General features: G+C 68.8%; 18 protein-coding genes and 1 pseudogene. 13 read left to right on the top strand and 6 right to left on the bottom strand.

Annotation, left to right across the window (positions count from 1 at the left end; translation table 11 throughout):
• Position 1: 1 nt before the first annotated feature.
• Positions 2-205: a hypothetical protein gene (locus ACN28I_RS16965; protein ID WP_420943046.1), complete on the bottom strand. Its 204-nt coding sequence runs from the start codon at positions 203-205 to the stop codon at positions 2-4.
• Between the two features lie 102 nt (positions 206-307).
• On the opposite strand from ACN28I_RS16965, the gene ACN28I_RS16960 reads away from it, so the two are divergent.
• Positions 308-559, top strand: a complete 252-nt coding sequence (locus ACN28I_RS16960) for a hypothetical protein (protein ID WP_420943045.1) — start codon at positions 308-310, stop codon at positions 557-559.
• On the opposite strand, the gene ACN28I_RS16955 is transcribed toward ACN28I_RS16960, so the two are convergent.
• Positions 513-866: a hypothetical protein gene (locus ACN28I_RS16955; RefSeq protein ID WP_420943044.1), complete on the bottom strand. Its 354-nt coding sequence runs from the start codon at positions 864-866 to the stop codon at positions 513-515. The genes ACN28I_RS16960 and ACN28I_RS16955 overlap by 47 nt on opposite strands.
• Before the next feature lie 135 nt (positions 867-1,001).
• Between ACN28I_RS16955 and ACN28I_RS16950 the strand changes: the two genes are divergently transcribed.
• From ACN28I_RS16950 to gvpJ (ACN28I_RS16900), 11 genes and pseudogenes are all read left to right on the top strand, one after another.
• Entirely contained in the window at positions 1,002-1,250 is a 249-nt protein-coding gene (locus ACN28I_RS16950) for a hypothetical protein (protein ID WP_420943043.1), read from the top strand.
• A 98-nt stretch (positions 1,251-1,348) separates the two neighbouring features.
• The gene (locus tag ACN28I_RS16945) at positions 1,349-2,473 is read left to right on the top strand and encodes a trans-sulfuration enzyme family protein (RefSeq protein WP_420943042.1); all 1,125 of its coding nucleotides are present in this window, start codon (positions 1,349-1,351) and stop codon (positions 2,471-2,473) included.
• Positions 2,474-2,590: 117 nt separating this feature from the next.
• Positions 2,591-3,535: a MaoC/PaaZ C-terminal domain-containing protein gene (locus ACN28I_RS16940; RefSeq protein WP_420943041.1), complete on the top strand. Its 945-nt coding sequence runs from the start codon at positions 2,591-2,593 to the stop codon at positions 3,533-3,535.
• A gap of 62 nt (positions 3,536-3,597) precedes the next feature.
• Entirely contained in the window at positions 3,598-4,437 is an 840-nt protein-coding gene (locus ACN28I_RS16935; RefSeq protein ID WP_420943040.1) for a GvpL/GvpF family gas vesicle protein, read from the top strand.
• Positions 4,430-5,131, top strand: a complete 702-nt coding sequence (locus tag ACN28I_RS16930) for a GvpL/GvpF family gas vesicle protein (RefSeq protein ID WP_420943039.1) — start codon at positions 4,430-4,432, stop codon at positions 5,129-5,131. The genes ACN28I_RS16935 and ACN28I_RS16930 overlap by 8 nt, the downstream gene beginning before the upstream one ends.
• 101 nt (positions 5,132-5,232) lie before the next feature.
• Positions 5,233-5,439, top strand: a pseudogene (gvpJ, locus tag ACN28I_RS16925) (gas vesicle protein GvpJ); the annotation flags it as partial.
• 136 nt (positions 5,440-5,575) lie between these two features.
• Complete coding sequence (locus tag ACN28I_RS16920) at positions 5,576-6,343, top strand: GvpL/GvpF family gas vesicle protein (RefSeq protein ID WP_420943038.1); 768 nt, start codon at positions 5,576-5,578, stop codon at positions 6,341-6,343.
• Between the two features lie 2 nt (positions 6,344-6,345).
• Positions 6,346-6,618 (top strand): gas vesicle protein GvpG, encoded by a 273-nt coding sequence (locus ACN28I_RS16915; protein ID WP_420943037.1) that lies wholly within the window; start codon positions 6,346-6,348, stop codon positions 6,616-6,618.
• Positions 6,615-6,854 (top strand): gas vesicle protein, encoded by a 240-nt coding sequence (locus ACN28I_RS16910; protein ID WP_420943036.1) that lies wholly within the window; start codon positions 6,615-6,617, stop codon positions 6,852-6,854. The genes ACN28I_RS16915 and ACN28I_RS16910 overlap by 4 nt, the downstream gene beginning before the upstream one ends.
• Complete coding sequence (locus ACN28I_RS16905) at positions 6,851-7,171, top strand: gas vesicle protein K (protein ID WP_420943035.1); 321 nt, start codon at positions 6,851-6,853, stop codon at positions 7,169-7,171. The genes ACN28I_RS16910 and ACN28I_RS16905 overlap by 4 nt, the downstream gene beginning before the upstream one ends.
• A 9-nt stretch (positions 7,172-7,180) precedes the next feature.
• Complete coding sequence (gene gvpJ / locus ACN28I_RS16900) at positions 7,181-7,504, top strand: gas vesicle protein GvpJ (RefSeq protein ID WP_420943034.1); 324 nt, start codon at positions 7,181-7,183, stop codon at positions 7,502-7,504.
• Here gvpJ (ACN28I_RS16900) and ACN28I_RS16895 read toward each other — a convergent pair.
• Positions 7,501-9,036: a ricin-type beta-trefoil lectin domain protein gene (locus ACN28I_RS16895; RefSeq protein WP_420943033.1), complete on the bottom strand. Its 1,536-nt coding sequence runs from the start codon at positions 9,034-9,036 to the stop codon at positions 7,501-7,503. The two genes, gvpJ (ACN28I_RS16900) and ACN28I_RS16895, sit on opposite strands and share 4 nt — an antisense overlap.
• A 353-nt stretch (positions 9,037-9,389) precedes the next feature.
• On the opposite strand from ACN28I_RS16895, the gene ACN28I_RS16890 reads away from it, so the two are divergent.
• Positions 9,390-11,270, top strand: a complete 1,881-nt coding sequence (locus tag ACN28I_RS16890) for an RICIN domain-containing protein (protein ID WP_420943032.1) — start codon at positions 9,390-9,392, stop codon at positions 11,268-11,270.
• Positions 11,271-11,277: 7 nt separating this feature from the next.
• Here the strand turns inward: ACN28I_RS16890 and ACN28I_RS16885 are convergent, their stop codons facing one another.
• Genes ACN28I_RS16885 through ACN28I_RS16875 form a run of 3 tightly spaced genes read right to left on the bottom strand, consistent with a single transcriptional unit; the run spans position 11,278 to position 14,542 of the window.
• A complete protein-coding gene (locus tag ACN28I_RS16885) occupies positions 11,278-11,937 on the bottom strand; it encodes a hypothetical protein (protein WP_420943031.1) in 660 nt (219 codons plus the stop codon).
• Positions 11,938-11,939: 2 nt separating this feature from the next.
• A complete protein-coding gene (locus ACN28I_RS16880) occupies positions 11,940-13,496 on the bottom strand; it encodes a DUF4139 domain-containing protein (RefSeq protein ID WP_420943030.1) in 1,557 nt (518 codons plus the stop codon).
• The gene (locus ACN28I_RS16875; protein WP_420943029.1) at positions 13,496-14,542 is read right to left on the bottom strand and encodes a DUF4139 domain-containing protein; all 1,047 of its coding nucleotides are present in this window, start codon (positions 14,540-14,542) and stop codon (positions 13,496-13,498) included. Before ACN28I_RS16875 ends, ACN28I_RS16880 begins: the two co-directional genes overlap by 1 nt.
• Between the last annotated feature and the right edge of the window lie 23 nt (positions 14,543-14,565).

Genomic DNA, 14,565 nt, shown 5'->3' with positions numbered 1-14,565 from the left:
TTCACTCGACGCAGACGCACCTGCGCCCGGAGCAGTAGCCGTCGGAGTAGCCCATCTCCCGGCAGTGCTCGTCACACGGCTCCATGCAGATGGTCGCGGAACCGCCGCGGTCCACCACCCCGGTTTCCGCTCCGGTCCCCGCCCCGGCGGCGAAACCCACGCCCAGGCCCAATGCCAGCGAGACACCTACGATGAATCGACGCACGTGCACCTCCACCCGGCGCGGCTCATCCGCGCGGGCGTTCATGGTGCCGAAGGGTCCGCACCGCCCCGGACCCCTCTGCTGGAAGTGTTGATTGGAAGACAGTTGCGTTTCGCCGAGCGCGTCTCCGAGCTCGGGCTGGGGCTCTCGCTCACCGAGGGCTTGACGGACCCGAAGCGGCTGCGCGAACTCGTGGAGCGGCTGGACACCGAGCCCGCCTGGCGTGAGCGCGTCGCCCGGTTCCAGGACTCCGTGCGCGAGGGCGGCGGCGCGGTCCGTGCCGCCGAGGCCTTGCTGCGGTTCGCCTCGGCTAGCGCAGCCCCGCGTCCAGCGGACCGAGGATCGGTGGAGGCATGAGCCCGCCGGAGCCGCCCATCCCCGCGTCGTTCGTCTCGAACGGCGAGGGGTAGGACGGCGTGATGCCCGAGCCCCCGAGGCCGCCATCCTGGCTGTCATAGGGGGACGGCGTCGGGCTCGGCACGCTCCCCGGAGAAGGCGAGACACCCGGTTGAGGCGAGAGCCCCGGGGGCGTCGGGGAGATGCCGGGCGAGCCAGGTGCACCCGTGTTGGGATCGAGCTGCGCGTTGGCCACCGCCAACGTGAACAGCGAAGCCCCGAGCACCGCCCCGGCCACCGCGAGTCGCTTCTTCAGATTGAGAACCATCTTCCGCCTCCTGCCGTGCCTCTGGTGCCAGGAAGGTGGGTATGTCCGTATGCGTGCCGCAGCGAGCCCTGGCCCTCCCGCTCGGAGAGGAGCCGGCCGCCAACCCCTTGTTTTCAGTGCTTCCGCCTCCTCCGGGTGATTCTGTCCTACGGCAGTGGCTGCGCCGCGGAGTTCTACTCGGGCGTGGAGGGGCAGGCGGCCGCGAGGCGGATGGTCCAGGCGGACGTGGAGTCGGTGCTCGCGAAGCGGGAGCGCGTCTCGATTGAGGAGTACGAGCGCATCATGCGGCTCGCCTCGGACGCGCCGGAGTCGTTGACCCCGGCGCCGGGGGAGTTCCGCCTCGCGGAGATCCGCGAGCACCGCCGCATCTACACCGTCGGCTGATCCTCTTCAGGGAATGCTGTCCCCTGCTGAACCGGCCTCTGCCCGGTCGAAACGGGGGTTACTGCATTTCCTGGCGACCGAGGTGTACCTTCGAGAGCATGAGCACGGACCTACCTCTCGCGGGGATCTCGTCAGCCGAATCCCTGCTCGTCGCGGCGGGACGCGACCGGCGCCCTGGGGCGCCGCTGAACCGGCCGCCCGTTCCAGCCTCGAATTTCGTCCTCGGTACCGAGCGCGCCTACGCACGAGACGACGGCACGCCCACGTGGGAAGCGCTCGAGGAGATCGTCGGGCTCTTGGAAGGAGGTCATACCGTCGCGTTCGCCTCGGGCATGGCCGGCATCGCCGCGGTCTTCGACCAACTGCGCGTCGGGTCGCAGGTCGTTCTCCCGGACGATTGCTATCAGGGCGTGGCCGGGCTCGCTGAGCTCGGGAAGCAAAAGGGCTTCTGGAGTCTCCGCAGACTGGCGGTCGACGATACGGCGGGGTGGATACGGGCCTGCGCGGACGCGGACCTCATCTGGCTGGAGTCTCCGTCGAATCCGTTGCTGGCCGTGGCCGATGTGCGCGCCATCTGTTCGGCCGCCCGGAAGCCAACCGCCCTCGTGGCCGTCGACAATACGTTCGCGACTTCCCTGAATCAGCGGCCGCTCGACCTGGGCGCTGACGTCTCCTTCCAGTCGGCAACCAAGTTCATCGGGGGGCACTCAGACCTTCTCTCGGGGGTGGTCACCGTGAGGCGTGACGACCTCCGCACGGCCCTGCGGCGCTCGCGTGAGTTGAACGGAGCCACTCCCGGTGCACTCGAGTCATACCTCGCGGTGCGTGGCGCACGCACGATGGCGCTCAGGCTCGAGCGAGCCCAGGCCAACGCCATGGTCCTCGCGGAGCGCCTGCAGGCACATCCGCGTGTCGCCCTTACCCGGTACCCGGGACTGAGCAGCCACCCGACACACCCGGTCGCGCGCGCTCAGTTGAAAGGCTTCGGCACCATCATCTCGTTCGACGTTCGCGGCGACGCCGCGGCGGCCGACGCGGTGTGTTCGCGGGTCAGGCTCATTCATCACGCCACCAGCTTGGGTGCCGTCGAGTCGACGATTGAGCGCCGTGCCGGCATCCCCGGCCAGGAGCACCTGCCCCCTTCACTCCTCCGATTGAGCGTCGGAATCGAGAATGTCGAGGAGCTCTGGGCAGACCTCGCATCGGCCCTGCGGGACGAATAGGCCCCACTTGCGCCAAGGTGTTGGCCTGCGCCCGCTGTGGACGCAAGCTCACCCCAGTGGGGTCACTTGAGCGGGAGCGACAACCCGGCCAAATACCCAGACACCGCAGGAGCCCCCTTGTCCGTCTCTCCGCCAGTCCTCGAGCTCACCGAACCTCCGTCCCTCGCCGTGGAACTGCTGCGAGCCGCCGTGGCCCGCCGTCCCGCGCGCCCGGGCGAGGTGCCCCGGCTCGAGGTACGCGTGCGTCACTTCACGCCGGACCCCCGGCAGCTCGCGCTCTACCGCGAGGTGTGCGGCTTCCCGGCGGACGGTCACCTGCCGCTGCCCTTTCCCCAGGTGCTCGCCGCGCCGCTCCACCTCGCCCTGCTCAACCGCCCCGAGTTCCCCTACCGGCTGCTCGGGATGATCCACGTGCGCAACCACATCCAACAGTACCGGCGGCTGGCGGAGGGAGCCTCGCTCTCGGTGCTCGCGTGGGTGGAGGGCCAGCGCGAGGTCCGGCTGGGACGCGAGTTGGATCTGCACACCCAGGTGGAGGAGGGCGGGGCGCTCGTGTGGAGCGCCGTCACCACGATGCTGCGCCGACTGCCCGGCACCGGTGAGCGCCCGCGCGAGGAGCGGCCAGCGGGCTCCACGGCCGCTGTCTCGGAGGAGGACGCGCTCTTTGCCCAGAGCCGCCCCGCGCCCTGGACGGTGCCCGAGGACACCGGGCGGCGCTACGCGCGGGCCTCGGGGGATTACAACCCCATCCACCTGCACGCCCTCTCGGCGCGGTTCTTCGGATTCCCACGCGCCATCGCGCACGGCATGTGGACCGTGGGCCGCTGCGTGGTGGAGCTGGGCGAGGCGGCCGAGGCTCCCGCCCTCACATTGTCCTCGGTGTTCCGCCGGCCGCTTCTGCTGCCCTCGCGAGTGGTCTTCCAGACAGCGGCGCAGCGGGACGGCGCCGTCGCCTACCGCGTGAAGTCCGAGGACGGCCAGCCGCACGTCATGGGCGAACTGTCCCCTATCCAGGAGCCAACACACCGGCCCTCCGCCCGGGAGGGCCTGCCCCGCTCCTGACGGCATGGCGCTCGCGGAGCACCCCATTCCTGTCGGAGGCGGGTGGGACACTCCGGGGCACCATGAACGCAAGAGAGACCGCCCGTTCCACGGGTGATGAAGGCGTGGGGCTGTACGTCTTCTGCTTCGCGCGCGCGGGTGCGGCCGGAGTGGCGGTGGACCACGGCCTCGACGCGAAGGTGCACGAGGACATCGCCGCCATCTGCTGCGAGGTGCCACTTCACGAATGGACGGGGGAGGCGGGCGAGGCCCACTTGAAGGACCTGGGCTGGCTCGGGCCGCGCGCCCTGCGCCACGAGGCGGTCATCGAGCAGATGATGGCTGCCTCCCCGGTGCTGCCGCTGCGCTTCGGGTGCCTGTTCTCGTCGGCGGAGCGGCTCGAGGCCCTGCTCCGGCGCGAGCGGGCGCGGATCTCTGCCTTCATCGAGAAGGCGGCGCACGAGGAGGAGTGGTCGCTCCAGGGCTCGCTGGATGTGAGGGCCTGCGAGGAGGCGATGTTCGCCGCCGACCCTCGCGTGGCGAAGCTGCCGGCGCAGGCGGGGGCGCGCTATCTCATGGAGCAGAAGCTGCGCAAGGACGCGGTGCGCGCGGCACGCGGGTGGGCCCAGGAGATCCAGGCGGACATCTCACGGGCCCTCGAGGGACTGGTGCTCGAACGGCACTCCCTGCGGCCCCCTCCGAGGAACCCGGACGAGCCAGGACGGGAGGGCGCTTTTCACTGGGCGCTCCTCGTGCCGCGAGGCGCGGAGGCGGAGCTGGCCAGGCGGCTCGAACCCCTGGCAGAGCCACTGTCGGCGCGCGGCCTGCACCTGTCAGCGCGAGGGCCCTGGCCGGCCTACAACTTCGCGCCGCGACTCGGGGATGTGCCCGGCGACGGGAACGAGGTGCGGACGCATGACTGACGGGACCAGACTGCTGCTCTATTGCATCGCGGACGCGTCGGCTGCGTTGCCGCGCGAAGGGCAAGCGGGTGGGCTCCTGCGCATCGTGCACGGCGGGCTGGCGGCCGTGGTCTCACCCCTCGCGGAGCCCGGGCGGGTGGACGCGCCAACGAAAGCGGAGCTGCTCGGATACGAGCGTGTCATCCGCTCGCAGCACGCCGTGGCCGATGTGCTGCCGATGCGCTTTGGCAGCGTGCTCTCGGGAGAGGCCGCGGTGCGCGCGCATCTCGACGAGCAACGGGAGACCTATCAACGTGCACTCACTCGGATCGCGGGTTGCGTGGAACTGGGAGTGCGAGCGCTGCTCTCCGCGCCTCCGCCCACCGCGCCGGAGACGGCCGTGAAGCCGATGAGCCGCTCGGGTGCCGATTACCTCGAGGCGCGGCGGCGGCACTATTCCGCGGAGAACCGGCTGCGCGACCGGTGCGTGGAGCTGGAGCAGGCCTTGTTGTCGAAGGTGGCGCCGCTGTGCAGGGAGCACCGCATGGAGCTTCCGGCCCCGCGCCCGGGCGAGCCCGCGCTCTGCTCACTGTATTTCCTGGTGCCGCGCGAGCAGGTCCTCGCGTTCCGCATGGCGGTGCCGTCAATCCCTGTTCAAAGTCATACAGAACTCGCGCTGAGCGGTCCGTGGCCGCCCTTCAATTTCGTGGCATGAGTCTGTCCATTGAAAGACATGTCAGGCACTCCTGCTAATCGTGAAGGCAAGCAAGGACGGGAACCACGGTCCGAGCCCAACACGACAACCAGGAGGCAGTCATGGCGGCCATCACGAAGTCGACCGATTCGTCCAGCCTCGCGGAAGTGATCAGCATCATCTTGGATAAGGGCATCGTGATCGATGTGTGGGCCACGGTTTCGCTCGTGGGCATCCAGATCCTCTCGGTGGAGGCGCGTGTGGTGATCGCCTCGGTCGAGACGTATCTGAAGTACGCGGCGGCGATCGGTCTGACGGCTGGCACCAGCAGCGCCCTCCACGAGGGCAAGAACGCGGCCCTGCCGATGCCGGCTCCGGCGATGGCGGCGGCTGGCGCGCCCGCGGTGGCGATGGGCGTGTAGCGGAACGAACCCTCATCACGACAACACGAAGGGAGTCCGGGAGATGATGAGCGCTCAGGCTGGAGGCACGTATCTCTATGCCGTACTTGCCGGCGGAGCAGGTGCCGGAGAGAAGGGTTTGACGGGTATCGAGGGCGGCGAGGTCTACCGCATCACCGCCGGGGACATCTCGGCGGTGGTGAGCAGGGTGGGCCGGGCGCGCCTCCGGCCTGAGCGCAAGCATGTCCTGGCGCATCAAGCGGTCCTGCGGCGCTTGATGGAGCACACCACCGTGCTGCCAGCGGCGTTCGGCCTCGTCGCCCGGAGCGATGAGGCCGTGCGCGCCCGGTTGCTCGAGAACGAGGAGTTGTTCCGGGCGCAGCTCGGCCACGTCGCGGGCAAGGTGGAGATGGGGCTCAAGGTGCGCTGGAGCACCTCGAACCTCTTCGACTACTTCGTCGCCGCCCACCCCGAGCTGGGGGCGGCCCGGGATCGCATGAAGGGCCGCCACGATATCGGCCGCGAGGAGCTGATCGAGGTGGGAAAGCTGTTCGAGAACCTCCGCGAAGCGGATCGGCAGGCGCACTCCGAGCGCGTGGCGGCGGTGCTCCGGGAGCGGGGCATCGAGCTGAAGTGGAACACGACGCGTGGGGAGAACGAGGTGATGAGCCTTTCCTGTCTGCTGCCACGAGAGGGATTGGAGACCTTCGAGAAGCTGGTCGAAGCCGCCGCGGAGGGCTTCGATGATCATTTCACCTTCGAATTCAACGGTCCGTGGGCCCCGCACAGCTTCACGGAGCTGAAGCTTCCGGCCACGCCAGCGCAGGAGTGAAGATGTTGCTCATCGACGACATTCTGTTCTCACCGCTGCATGGCCTGCTCTGGGTTGCCCGGAAGGTCGACGAAGCCATGGGCCAGGAGCAGGAGCGGGAAGAGGAGGCGCTCAAGACGCGGCTGGGCGAGCTGTACCAGTTGCTCGAGGCCGGCCAGCTCTCGGAGGAGGAGTTCGAGGCGCGGGAGGCGGAGGTGCTGGATCGGCTCGACGCCATCCTCGCGAGCCAGGAGGAGGCCGAGGCCGCCGAGGGCGATGAAGAGAGGGCGGCGTGACCCTGGAACTGGAAAGGCTCGGAGACGAGGTGCGGCTCGAGGAGTCCGAGTCGCTGTCCCTCTGTGAGGCGCTCGACCGGGTGCTCCACAAGGGCGTGGCGCTGCGCGGAGACATCGTCCTGTCGGTGGCGGATGTGGATCTGGTCTACCTCGGCCTGCAACTGGTCCTGTGCTCGACGGATACGGCGCGGCGCGCGGGACTCGTCCCGTCCCCGCCCGGCGGAGGGACGGCATGAACGGCGTGGGAAGCGGGTGGGAGGCGGTCCTCCAGCAGCAGAGCGCTCCTCCCGTGCGGCGGCTCTCGCTGGACGAGGGCAAGCTGAAGAACGGGCTCGGGCAGTTGGTGCTCACCCTGGTGAAGCTGCTGCACGAGCTGCTCGAGAAGCAGGCCATCCGCCGCATGGAGGGCGGCTCGCTGCGTGACGAGGAGATTGAAAGACTGGGGACGGCCCTGATGCGTCAGTCGGAGGAGATCGAGCGGCTCCGTCTGGAGTTCGGGCTCACGGAAGAAGACCTGAACCTGGACCTGGGCCCGCTCGGCAAGCTGCTGTGAGGAGGACGCATGACGTCACAACGCATCATCCAGGGCCCTCGCAACGCCACGCTCGCGGATGTGCTGGACCGCGTCCTCGACAAGGGATTGGTGGTCGCGGGCGATATCAAAATCAAACTGCTGGACGTGGAACTGCTCACCATTCAGGTCCGGCTGGTGGTGTGCTCGGTGGACAAGGCCGTCGAGATGGGAATGGACTTCTGGAAGAGCGATCCGCATCTGTCCCCGCTCGCGCGGCGCGAGCCGCCCCCGGCGCTACCGGCGGGCGGGCCCGAGGAGCTCGCCCGCCGGGTGGCGGAACTGGAGGCGGTGGTGGCGAAGCTGAGTGATTAGCGGAGGTGCCACTTCTGATTCAGGTTGCCGCTGCACTCCCAGGTATGCAGCCGGGCACCGCTGGCCGAGTTCCACTCCTTGATGTCCACGCACTTGTTGGCCTGCGGGTTCACGAGGTCACCCGCGCCGCTGAGCACGAACTTCTGGGCCGGGTTGCCATTGCAGGCGACGAGCTGGATGGCCGCGCCGTTGGCCGTCGAGCCCCAGGCCACGTCCATGCACTTGCCGAGCGCCCGCACGGTGCCGTCGGAGTAGAAGGTCCAGCTCTGGGCGCCGGTGCCGTTGCAGTCCCACATCTGGAGCGGGGTGCCGTCCGTGGTGTTCGAGTTGGGAATGTCGATGCACTTGCCATTCCAGTTCGAGACGATGGCCCGGCCGCCCGGGGTGCCGCCCGTGGTGGTGAGCGTGAGGCCGTAGGTGGCCAGGACGGGCCGGAGCGGCTGGAAGAAGGAGGTGCCGCCCGTGGTGCAGTTGCCCGCGCCGCCCGAGGTCACGCCCTGGGCCTGGTCACCCGAGAGCCAGGCGCCACCGGAGTCACCGCCCTCGCAGCAGGCGTTGCTCTGGGTGAGGCCGTAGACGGCGCCCTGAGGGTAGTTGACGGTGACGTTCTTGGCCTGGATGACGCCGCAGCGCCAGCCGGTGGTGGAGCCGGAGCGGCAGATGGAGGCGCCGATCGGGGCCTCGTTGGAGCCGGCGACGTTGGCGATGCCGCCCGCGTAGTTGTTCACCCAGGGCTGGGAAGCCCAGGCGGAGTTGACCTGGACCCAGCCGTAGTCACCGCCGGGGAAGGTCGAGCCGCGCACGGTGCCCTGCGCCACGCCGTTGGAGCCGGAGGTGGTGGTGCCCACGCCGCCGCAGTGGCCCGCGGTGACGAAGCCTCCGTGGACGGAGAAGCCAATGGAGCAGCGCGAGTTACCCGGGTAGTAGGCATCACCGCCGCGCAGATCGTACATGGGGCGGGGCTCCTCACTGGAGGCGACCACGCGCACCGAGCCGTCGGCCGCGCCGCTGTCGGCGATGAACTTCCCGACGCTCGACAGGGACGGGTCCCGGACGAACACGACGACGCTGTTGGTGACGGGGTCGACGTACCAGCCGTGGATGGTCCTGTCGGCGCGCTTGGAGTTGCGGTCCAGCGCCGACTTCACCTTGTCGAGCTGCTTCTCGCTCCGGGCCACCAGCCGGGGCTCGGCCCCGAGGGTGCGCACCTGGCGGGCGCTGGCCTCGTCGGTGACGCCGACGATGAGCGTGCTGCCGTCCTGGTTGAGCCAGGCCCCGGCGAATGTGGTGCCCAGGTTCTCGCGCGCCTTCTGCTCGAGGCGGGCGGCCTTCGCCTCGCTGACCAGCCGGCGCCGGGCCTGCTCTCCGTTGAGTCCGAGGTCCCGCTGCATCGCGGAGAGGAGCTCCGGTGATGCGTCGGGCATGGGCACGGCCTCCTTGGCGGGGGCCGCCACGGCGGTGGTGGGCAGGAGGGCGGCCGGTGCGGCGAACAGCGCCGTCGCGAGGGTCAGGCTGCGGAATGTACGGTTCATGTGGAGCTTCCTGTGGGGGTGAATCGAGTGGTCGTATAGGGCGATGACGCCGCGGCGGTCCCTTTGCGGCTGGCGTGCCAGTTCTTCACGGCCCTCCGTGAATGTGCCGGGTTCCATGATTTCATGGGCTTGAGCTGCCTGCCAGCACGAACGGCTGGTGACAGCAGTCACCACCTCGCCATGAATGGCCTGATGACAGCAGTCACCACCTGATGTCTGGAGTCACCACCCTCGTTCTTCGCTCGTTTTCATATGAAATGGGTTTGAACCCGATAAAGCGGAAACCGCTGGATTTTGACTGTTCGTGGTTGTAATTGGCGCGGACCTTCTCACTTCAGGGGTTTCCTATGCACATGGGTATTTCCAAGCGCCGGAGCGCGTGGCGCGGACTCACGGCCGCGGCTCTTTTCTGCACCTTCTCTCCAACGAGCGCGGTGGCCGCCGGGGAGTCCGTCCAGGTCTGGCTGACGACCACCTCGAACAACGTGCTCTCCAAGCGGCTCAGCCTCGAGCCGGCCAGGAGCTTCGGGCCCGAGAGTGGCACGTCGAGGGTGATCGACATCAACGAGGCGGCCACCTACCAGAGCATTGATGGCTTCGGCGGCGCGCTCACGGATTCCTCCGCGTGGGTGATCTACAACTCACCCCAGCGCAACGCGATCATGAACGACCTGTTCAGCGTCGGGGGTGGGGCCGGGTACAACCTGGTCCGGGTGCCCATGGGCTCGTCCGACTTCGCACGGAGTCACTACACCTACGATGACACCTGCTGCGATCTGAATGACTTCTCGGTGAACCACGACACCGCCTACATCATCCCGCTCCTGCAGCAGGCGCGGCAGCTCAATCCCGAGCTCAAGCTCATGGCCGTGCCGTGGAGCGCTCCCGCCTGGATGAAGTTCAACAACTCGCTGCTGGGAGGCGGGTATCTGCGCAATGATCTGTATGGCCTGTATGCCAACTATTTCGTGCGCTTCCTCCAGGCCTATGACAGCCATGGCCTCCCGGTGTACGCCGTCAGCATGCAGAACGAGCCGCACCATGCGGCTTCCTCCTACGCGTCCATGCAGATGGAGCCGAACGACCAGTCGAACTTCGCGACGCACAACCTGCGGCCCGCGCTGAACAACGCCGGGCTCGGGCCGGTGAAGATCCTCGGGTGGGATCACAACTGGTACGACAACGGCGGCCCCGCGCGCTTCCCGTTCGACGTGATGAGCCACAACAACAGCCAGGCGCTCTCGTCGGTGGCGGGTGTGGCCTATCACTGTTACGAGAGCCCCGACGGCAGCTACAGCCTCCAGACGGATTTCCGCAACGCCTATCCCAACAAGGAGGTCCACTTCACCGAGTGCTCCGGTGGCGACTGGGCGACGAACCAGGCCGGCAATCTGAAGTGGACGCTCCAGAACAACGTCATCGGCCCGTTGCGCAACTGGGCGAAGAGCTCGCTGTACTGGAACATCGCGCTCGACCAGAACCATGGCCCGCGCGTGGGTGGCTGTGTCGACTGCCGCGGGATGATCACCGTGAACACGGCCACGGGCACCTATACCAAGAACGAGGAGTATTATAGCTGGGGGCACCTGGCGAAGGTGGTGCGGACCGGCGCGGTGCGCATCGGCTCGACGTCCCGGGGCAATGGCAACATCGAGACCGTGGCCTTCAAGAACCCGGATGGTTCGCTGGCCCTGGTGGCGCTGAACTCCAACGAGACCAGCTCCCTCACCTTCAAGGTGCGTTGGGCCGGCCAGTCCTTCGACTACACGCTCCCGCCCCGCTCGGTGGCCTCGTTCAAGTGGGACTCCCGTGCGTATTACCGGCTCGTGAACAGGGCGACCGGCCGGTGCGTGGACGTCGCCGGTCCGAGCACCTCGGATGGCGCCAACATCCACCAGTGGGCCTGCCACACCGGCTCCAGCCAGCAGTGGGCCATGGAGCCCACCGACAGCGGCTACTCCCGGTTCGTCTCGCGCTACAGCGGCAAGGTGCTCGATGTCGCCGGCCCGAGCACCGCCGACGGGGCCAACATCCAGCAGTGGACCTCCTTCAACGCGGCCAACCAGCAGTTCAAGCCCATCTTGATCGGCGATGGTTGGTACAGGTTCGAGGCGCGCCATAGCGGCAAGGTGATCGACGTGGCCAACTGCTGGAGCAGCGGGGATGGCGCCAACATCCAGCAGTGGATCTGGTCCAACAACGACTGCCAGCAGTTCCGGCTCGAGCGGATGTAGTCTGCGGTCAGTCCACTCGGGAGTGGGGGAGCCGTGGGAGCGCCGAGATGAATTGCGTGGCGCTGGCGCCTCGCAGGACCACGGGCTCCTTGGCCGTCTTGCACACCGCCGTGGCCTGGCACGAGGGACAGAAGGCGAGCTCGAGCTGAGGCGAATGCTCGGGCGCCTGGGCGGCCATGAGTTGCAGGGCGGTGTCCATGTCGCCGGAGCGCAGGCTTTCCACGATGCGCTCCAACCTCGGCTGCGGGGCACTGATGCGGATGTGCTGGAGGAGCCGGTCACACCGGGCGCAGGCCTCCGCGAAGAGGGACGCCATGATGAAGATGCCCACCGGCACGCCGAGCATGGCTCCGACGACGACGAGCTGCGGCATGACGGGGATGAGGTTGTAGAAGAGATAGATGGTGGTGATGCTGCCGAGGACGATCCCCAGGCCCACGAAGAAGTTCTTCGGGGTGGCCTTGCGCGTGATGACGTCGCGATGGGCGGCGGCGTAGGGATTGCGCAGTCCCAGCATCACCAAAAGGAGGCCGAGCACGGCCGGCACGGAGATGACGCCAAGAATGGGCGCATCGAAGGCCCTCTCATCGAGCAGCGTCATGATCCCGATCAGCGCGCCCAACACGATCAACAATCCGCCGACCGCGACGAGGAAGGGGCTCTTCATGGTTAGAGCCCGGCCACCTTGGCGGAACTGGCCACCGAGTACGCGAAGGCCAGCTCCTGCTGGGAGCGGGGTGGGGCGGCCAACTCGAAGCGCACGATGCCGTCCTCGCTCACCTTCGTGGGGGCGGGCTTCGTCTGCTCCTGGTGCAGCTTCACCTCCACGGCCTCCACCTCGGAGACGGGCATGCGCTCCTCGAGGACCACCTTCTCGGCGCAGGTGCCGGTGTTGGAGAGGAACAGTTTCACCTGGTGCGTCCGGGTGCGTTTGCCGGTGATGCGCTGGGTGTCCTGCTTCGAGTCGACCAGCCGGGAGATGCGCAGGGTGTCCTCGCTGCCGAAGCCCAGCTTGAGCTTCTCGCCCACGCCGGTGAACTTGAGCTGCGAGCGGCCCACGTAGCCACTCGAGCGCACCAGGTCCACCGGGCCCGCCAGCAGCACCGCCGGGCCCCGGTTGTCGAAGCGCGCCACCCGGTGCACCAGCGGCGAGTGCTCCGGGTAGCCGATGAGCTCGGACGCCGCCGGAGCGCTGAACTGGAACAGCGGCACGCGGTGCGGCGCTCCGTCACACGGCACCGTCACCCGGTGGGCCGCCCGGAGCGTCAGCGCCTCGCCGCCGTCGTCCAGGCCCGGCATGGACTCCACCTGGCTGGCCCCGCCCTCGCCCGTGGTCTGGATGACCTCCTCGCGGATGCTCACCTCCACGGTGTGCTTCTCCTGCTCGCTCTTGTCGCGCAGCCGCAGCCAGTCCTCCATCAGCCGCGGCGGCGAGGCTCCCAGCGTCGGCCGCGCCGTGGAGAACAGCAGCTCCACGTCCTTCCACTCCTCCTCCGTGCGCTGCCACACCACGGCCTCGCACTCGAGCGTCACCGTTTCACCGCCCTCGCCCGGAGCCAGGGTGGCGCGGTACGCCGGCCGCCACACGGCGCAGGGCACCAGGTACGTCACGCGCAGGGACACCGTCCCTCCCGCCGGGTGGTTCGCCTCCAGCTCCGCCGCGGTGACGAGCTCCTGCTCCGGGAGCTCGCTCCTTTGGCGCACCGTCCGGGTCTCCAGCAGCCGCTGGTGCAGCACCTCCGCGTGACTGCGCGCCTGCCGGATCGCCTCCTCGGTGGAGGCCGCTTCCTTGCGCACCGCCTCGAGCTGCTCGCGCCAGGACTCCGGCTTCGCCCGGCCCGCGCCCGACAGCTCGGCGATGGCCCGCAGCACGTCCTCGCGGGCCACGTTCACCACCTCCAGCCGCGCCTGCAGCCGCATCCCATCCGCCAGCGCGCGCTTCCACTCGGCCTCCTGCTCCTCCTCGCGCCGGCGCAGCTCCGTCCACTGCGCACGGGCGGCCTCGCCGCGGGGCTTCTCCTTCCAGGTGCGGCTCACGCGCGCCTGCGCCACGGTGCCTCCCGTGAGCTGGGCCTGGAGCGACGGGTCCACCGCGAGCGGTGAGAGCCCCTCCACGCGCAGCCGCTGGGACCCGGCGGGCAGCACCACGTCCGCGCGGCGCTCCACCAGCGCGCGGTCCTCGAGGACGGTCACCTTCACGACGGGGAGATGGATGGGGGTGCTCATCACGTCCTCCGGTTGCCGCCCACGAGCATCTTGCTCGAGGGAATCCGTACGGCCCACGTCGCGTTCAACGTCTGCGTCTCACCCGGCTGCAGCGTCACCTTCCAGGCCCGCTCGCCCTCCACGGGCGTCTCGCCGGGCAGGAGCGCGCGCTTGCTCCAGGCGGGTTTCACCTCGGCCTCGTCCACCTTGATGTCCTTCTCCGCCGCGGAGGGCACCGCGGGCACCCGCTCCAGCACCTCCACGGTGACGCGCTGCGCGGTCCGGTTGGCCAGCTCGACGCAGACATGGTGGGTGAGCACGTTGGAGCCGCCGAACACGCCGCCGGAGGCCTCGTCGAAGCGCGTGTTGCGCGACACCTTGATGGACTCCTCGACGCCCAGCCCCAGCCGCTGCGTGGCGCCGGGCGCGAGCGTGGGCAGGGGAGACGTCATCAGGAACTCGTCCCCGAGGGTGATGTCCACCGGGCCGGCGAGCAGCGCGTGCGGGGTGCGGTTCTCCACCTTCACGGTGCGGAAGGCGCGCGATTCCATCGAGGGCACGCAGACGTACTCGGCGCTCAGTCCCACCGGCGCGGAGAACACGGGCACGCTGTGCCACACGCCGTCCGAGGGCACGTCGACGCGCGTCTCCACGTCGAAGCGGTAGTCGAAGTGCGGCGTGGACTGGCGAGGCGGTACGGACCAGGCCGGAAGCGGCGCGTGCTGCACCGTGGCCACCGTGCGCTCGTACTGGGCCACCAGCGCGAAGACGTCCACGCGCACGTGCATTCCCAGCAGCACGAGCAGCTCCCGGGACATGTCCTCGGACTGGGGTTGCAGCCGTCCGCGGAGCTCGGGATGATTCGCGCCGCCCAGCTCCAGGTTGCCGTAGTCGAGCAGATCCACCGCCGGTTCCAGCCCGGTGGGCCGGGAGCGGGTCTCCGCGAGGCCGCCACCGCCGCCAAAGCCTCCTTCCTCCTTGGACTGCTCGCCGTACCCGTCCAGATCCGCGAGCCTCCTCGGACGGCTCCTCCTCCAGCTCCATGGGCGCCTCGTCGGGGACGGCACGGCTCCGCATGAGGTTGGCGCTC

The organism is Archangium gephyra, from assembly GCF_049060025.1.
Lineage (GTDB): Bacteria > Myxococcota > Myxococcia > Myxococcales > Myxococcaceae > Archangium > Archangium gephyra_A.
This window is presented reverse-complemented; position numbering and strand designations above follow the sequence as displayed.

Excerpts from the sequence above, each read along its gene's own strand:
- ACN28I_RS16955 (WP_420943044.1), bottom strand. The coding sequence starts at position 866 with ATGGTTCTCAATCTGAAGAAGCGACTCGCGGTGGCCGGGGCGGTGCTC.
- ACN28I_RS16945 (WP_420943042.1), top strand. The coding sequence starts at position 1,349 with ATGAGCACGGACCTACCTCTCGCGGGGATCTCGTCAGCCGAATCCCTG.
- ACN28I_RS16935 (WP_420943040.1), top strand. The coding sequence starts at position 3,598 with ATGAACGCAAGAGAGACCGCCCGTTCCACGGGTGATGAAGGCGTGGGG.
- ACN28I_RS16930 (WP_420943039.1), top strand. The coding sequence starts at position 4,430 with ATGACTGACGGGACCAGACTGCTGCTCTATTGCATCGCGGACGCGTCG.
- ACN28I_RS16920 (WP_420943038.1), top strand. The coding sequence starts at position 5,576 with ATGATGAGCGCTCAGGCTGGAGGCACGTATCTCTATGCCGTACTTGCC.
- ACN28I_RS16915 (WP_420943037.1), top strand. The coding sequence starts at position 6,346 with ATGTTGCTCATCGACGACATTCTGTTCTCACCGCTGCATGGCCTGCTC.
- ACN28I_RS16905 (WP_420943035.1), top strand. The coding sequence starts at position 6,851 with ATGAACGGCGTGGGAAGCGGGTGGGAGGCGGTCCTCCAGCAGCAGAGC.
- gvpJ (WP_420943034.1), top strand. The coding sequence starts at position 7,181 with ATGACGTCACAACGCATCATCCAGGGCCCTCGCAACGCCACGCTCGCG.
- ACN28I_RS16895 (WP_420943033.1), bottom strand. The coding sequence starts at position 9,036 with ATGAACCGTACATTCCGCAGCCTGACCCTCGCGACGGCGCTGTTCGCC.
- ACN28I_RS16890 (WP_420943032.1), top strand. The coding sequence starts at position 9,390 with ATGGGTATTTCCAAGCGCCGGAGCGCGTGGCGCGGACTCACGGCCGCG.
- ACN28I_RS16885 (WP_420943031.1), bottom strand. The coding sequence starts at position 11,937 with ATGAAGAGCCCCTTCCTCGTCGCGGTCGGCGGATTGTTGATCGTGTTG.
- ACN28I_RS16880 (WP_420943030.1), bottom strand. The coding sequence starts at position 13,496 with ATGAGCACCCCCATCCATCTCCCCGTCGTGAAGGTGACCGTCCTCGAG.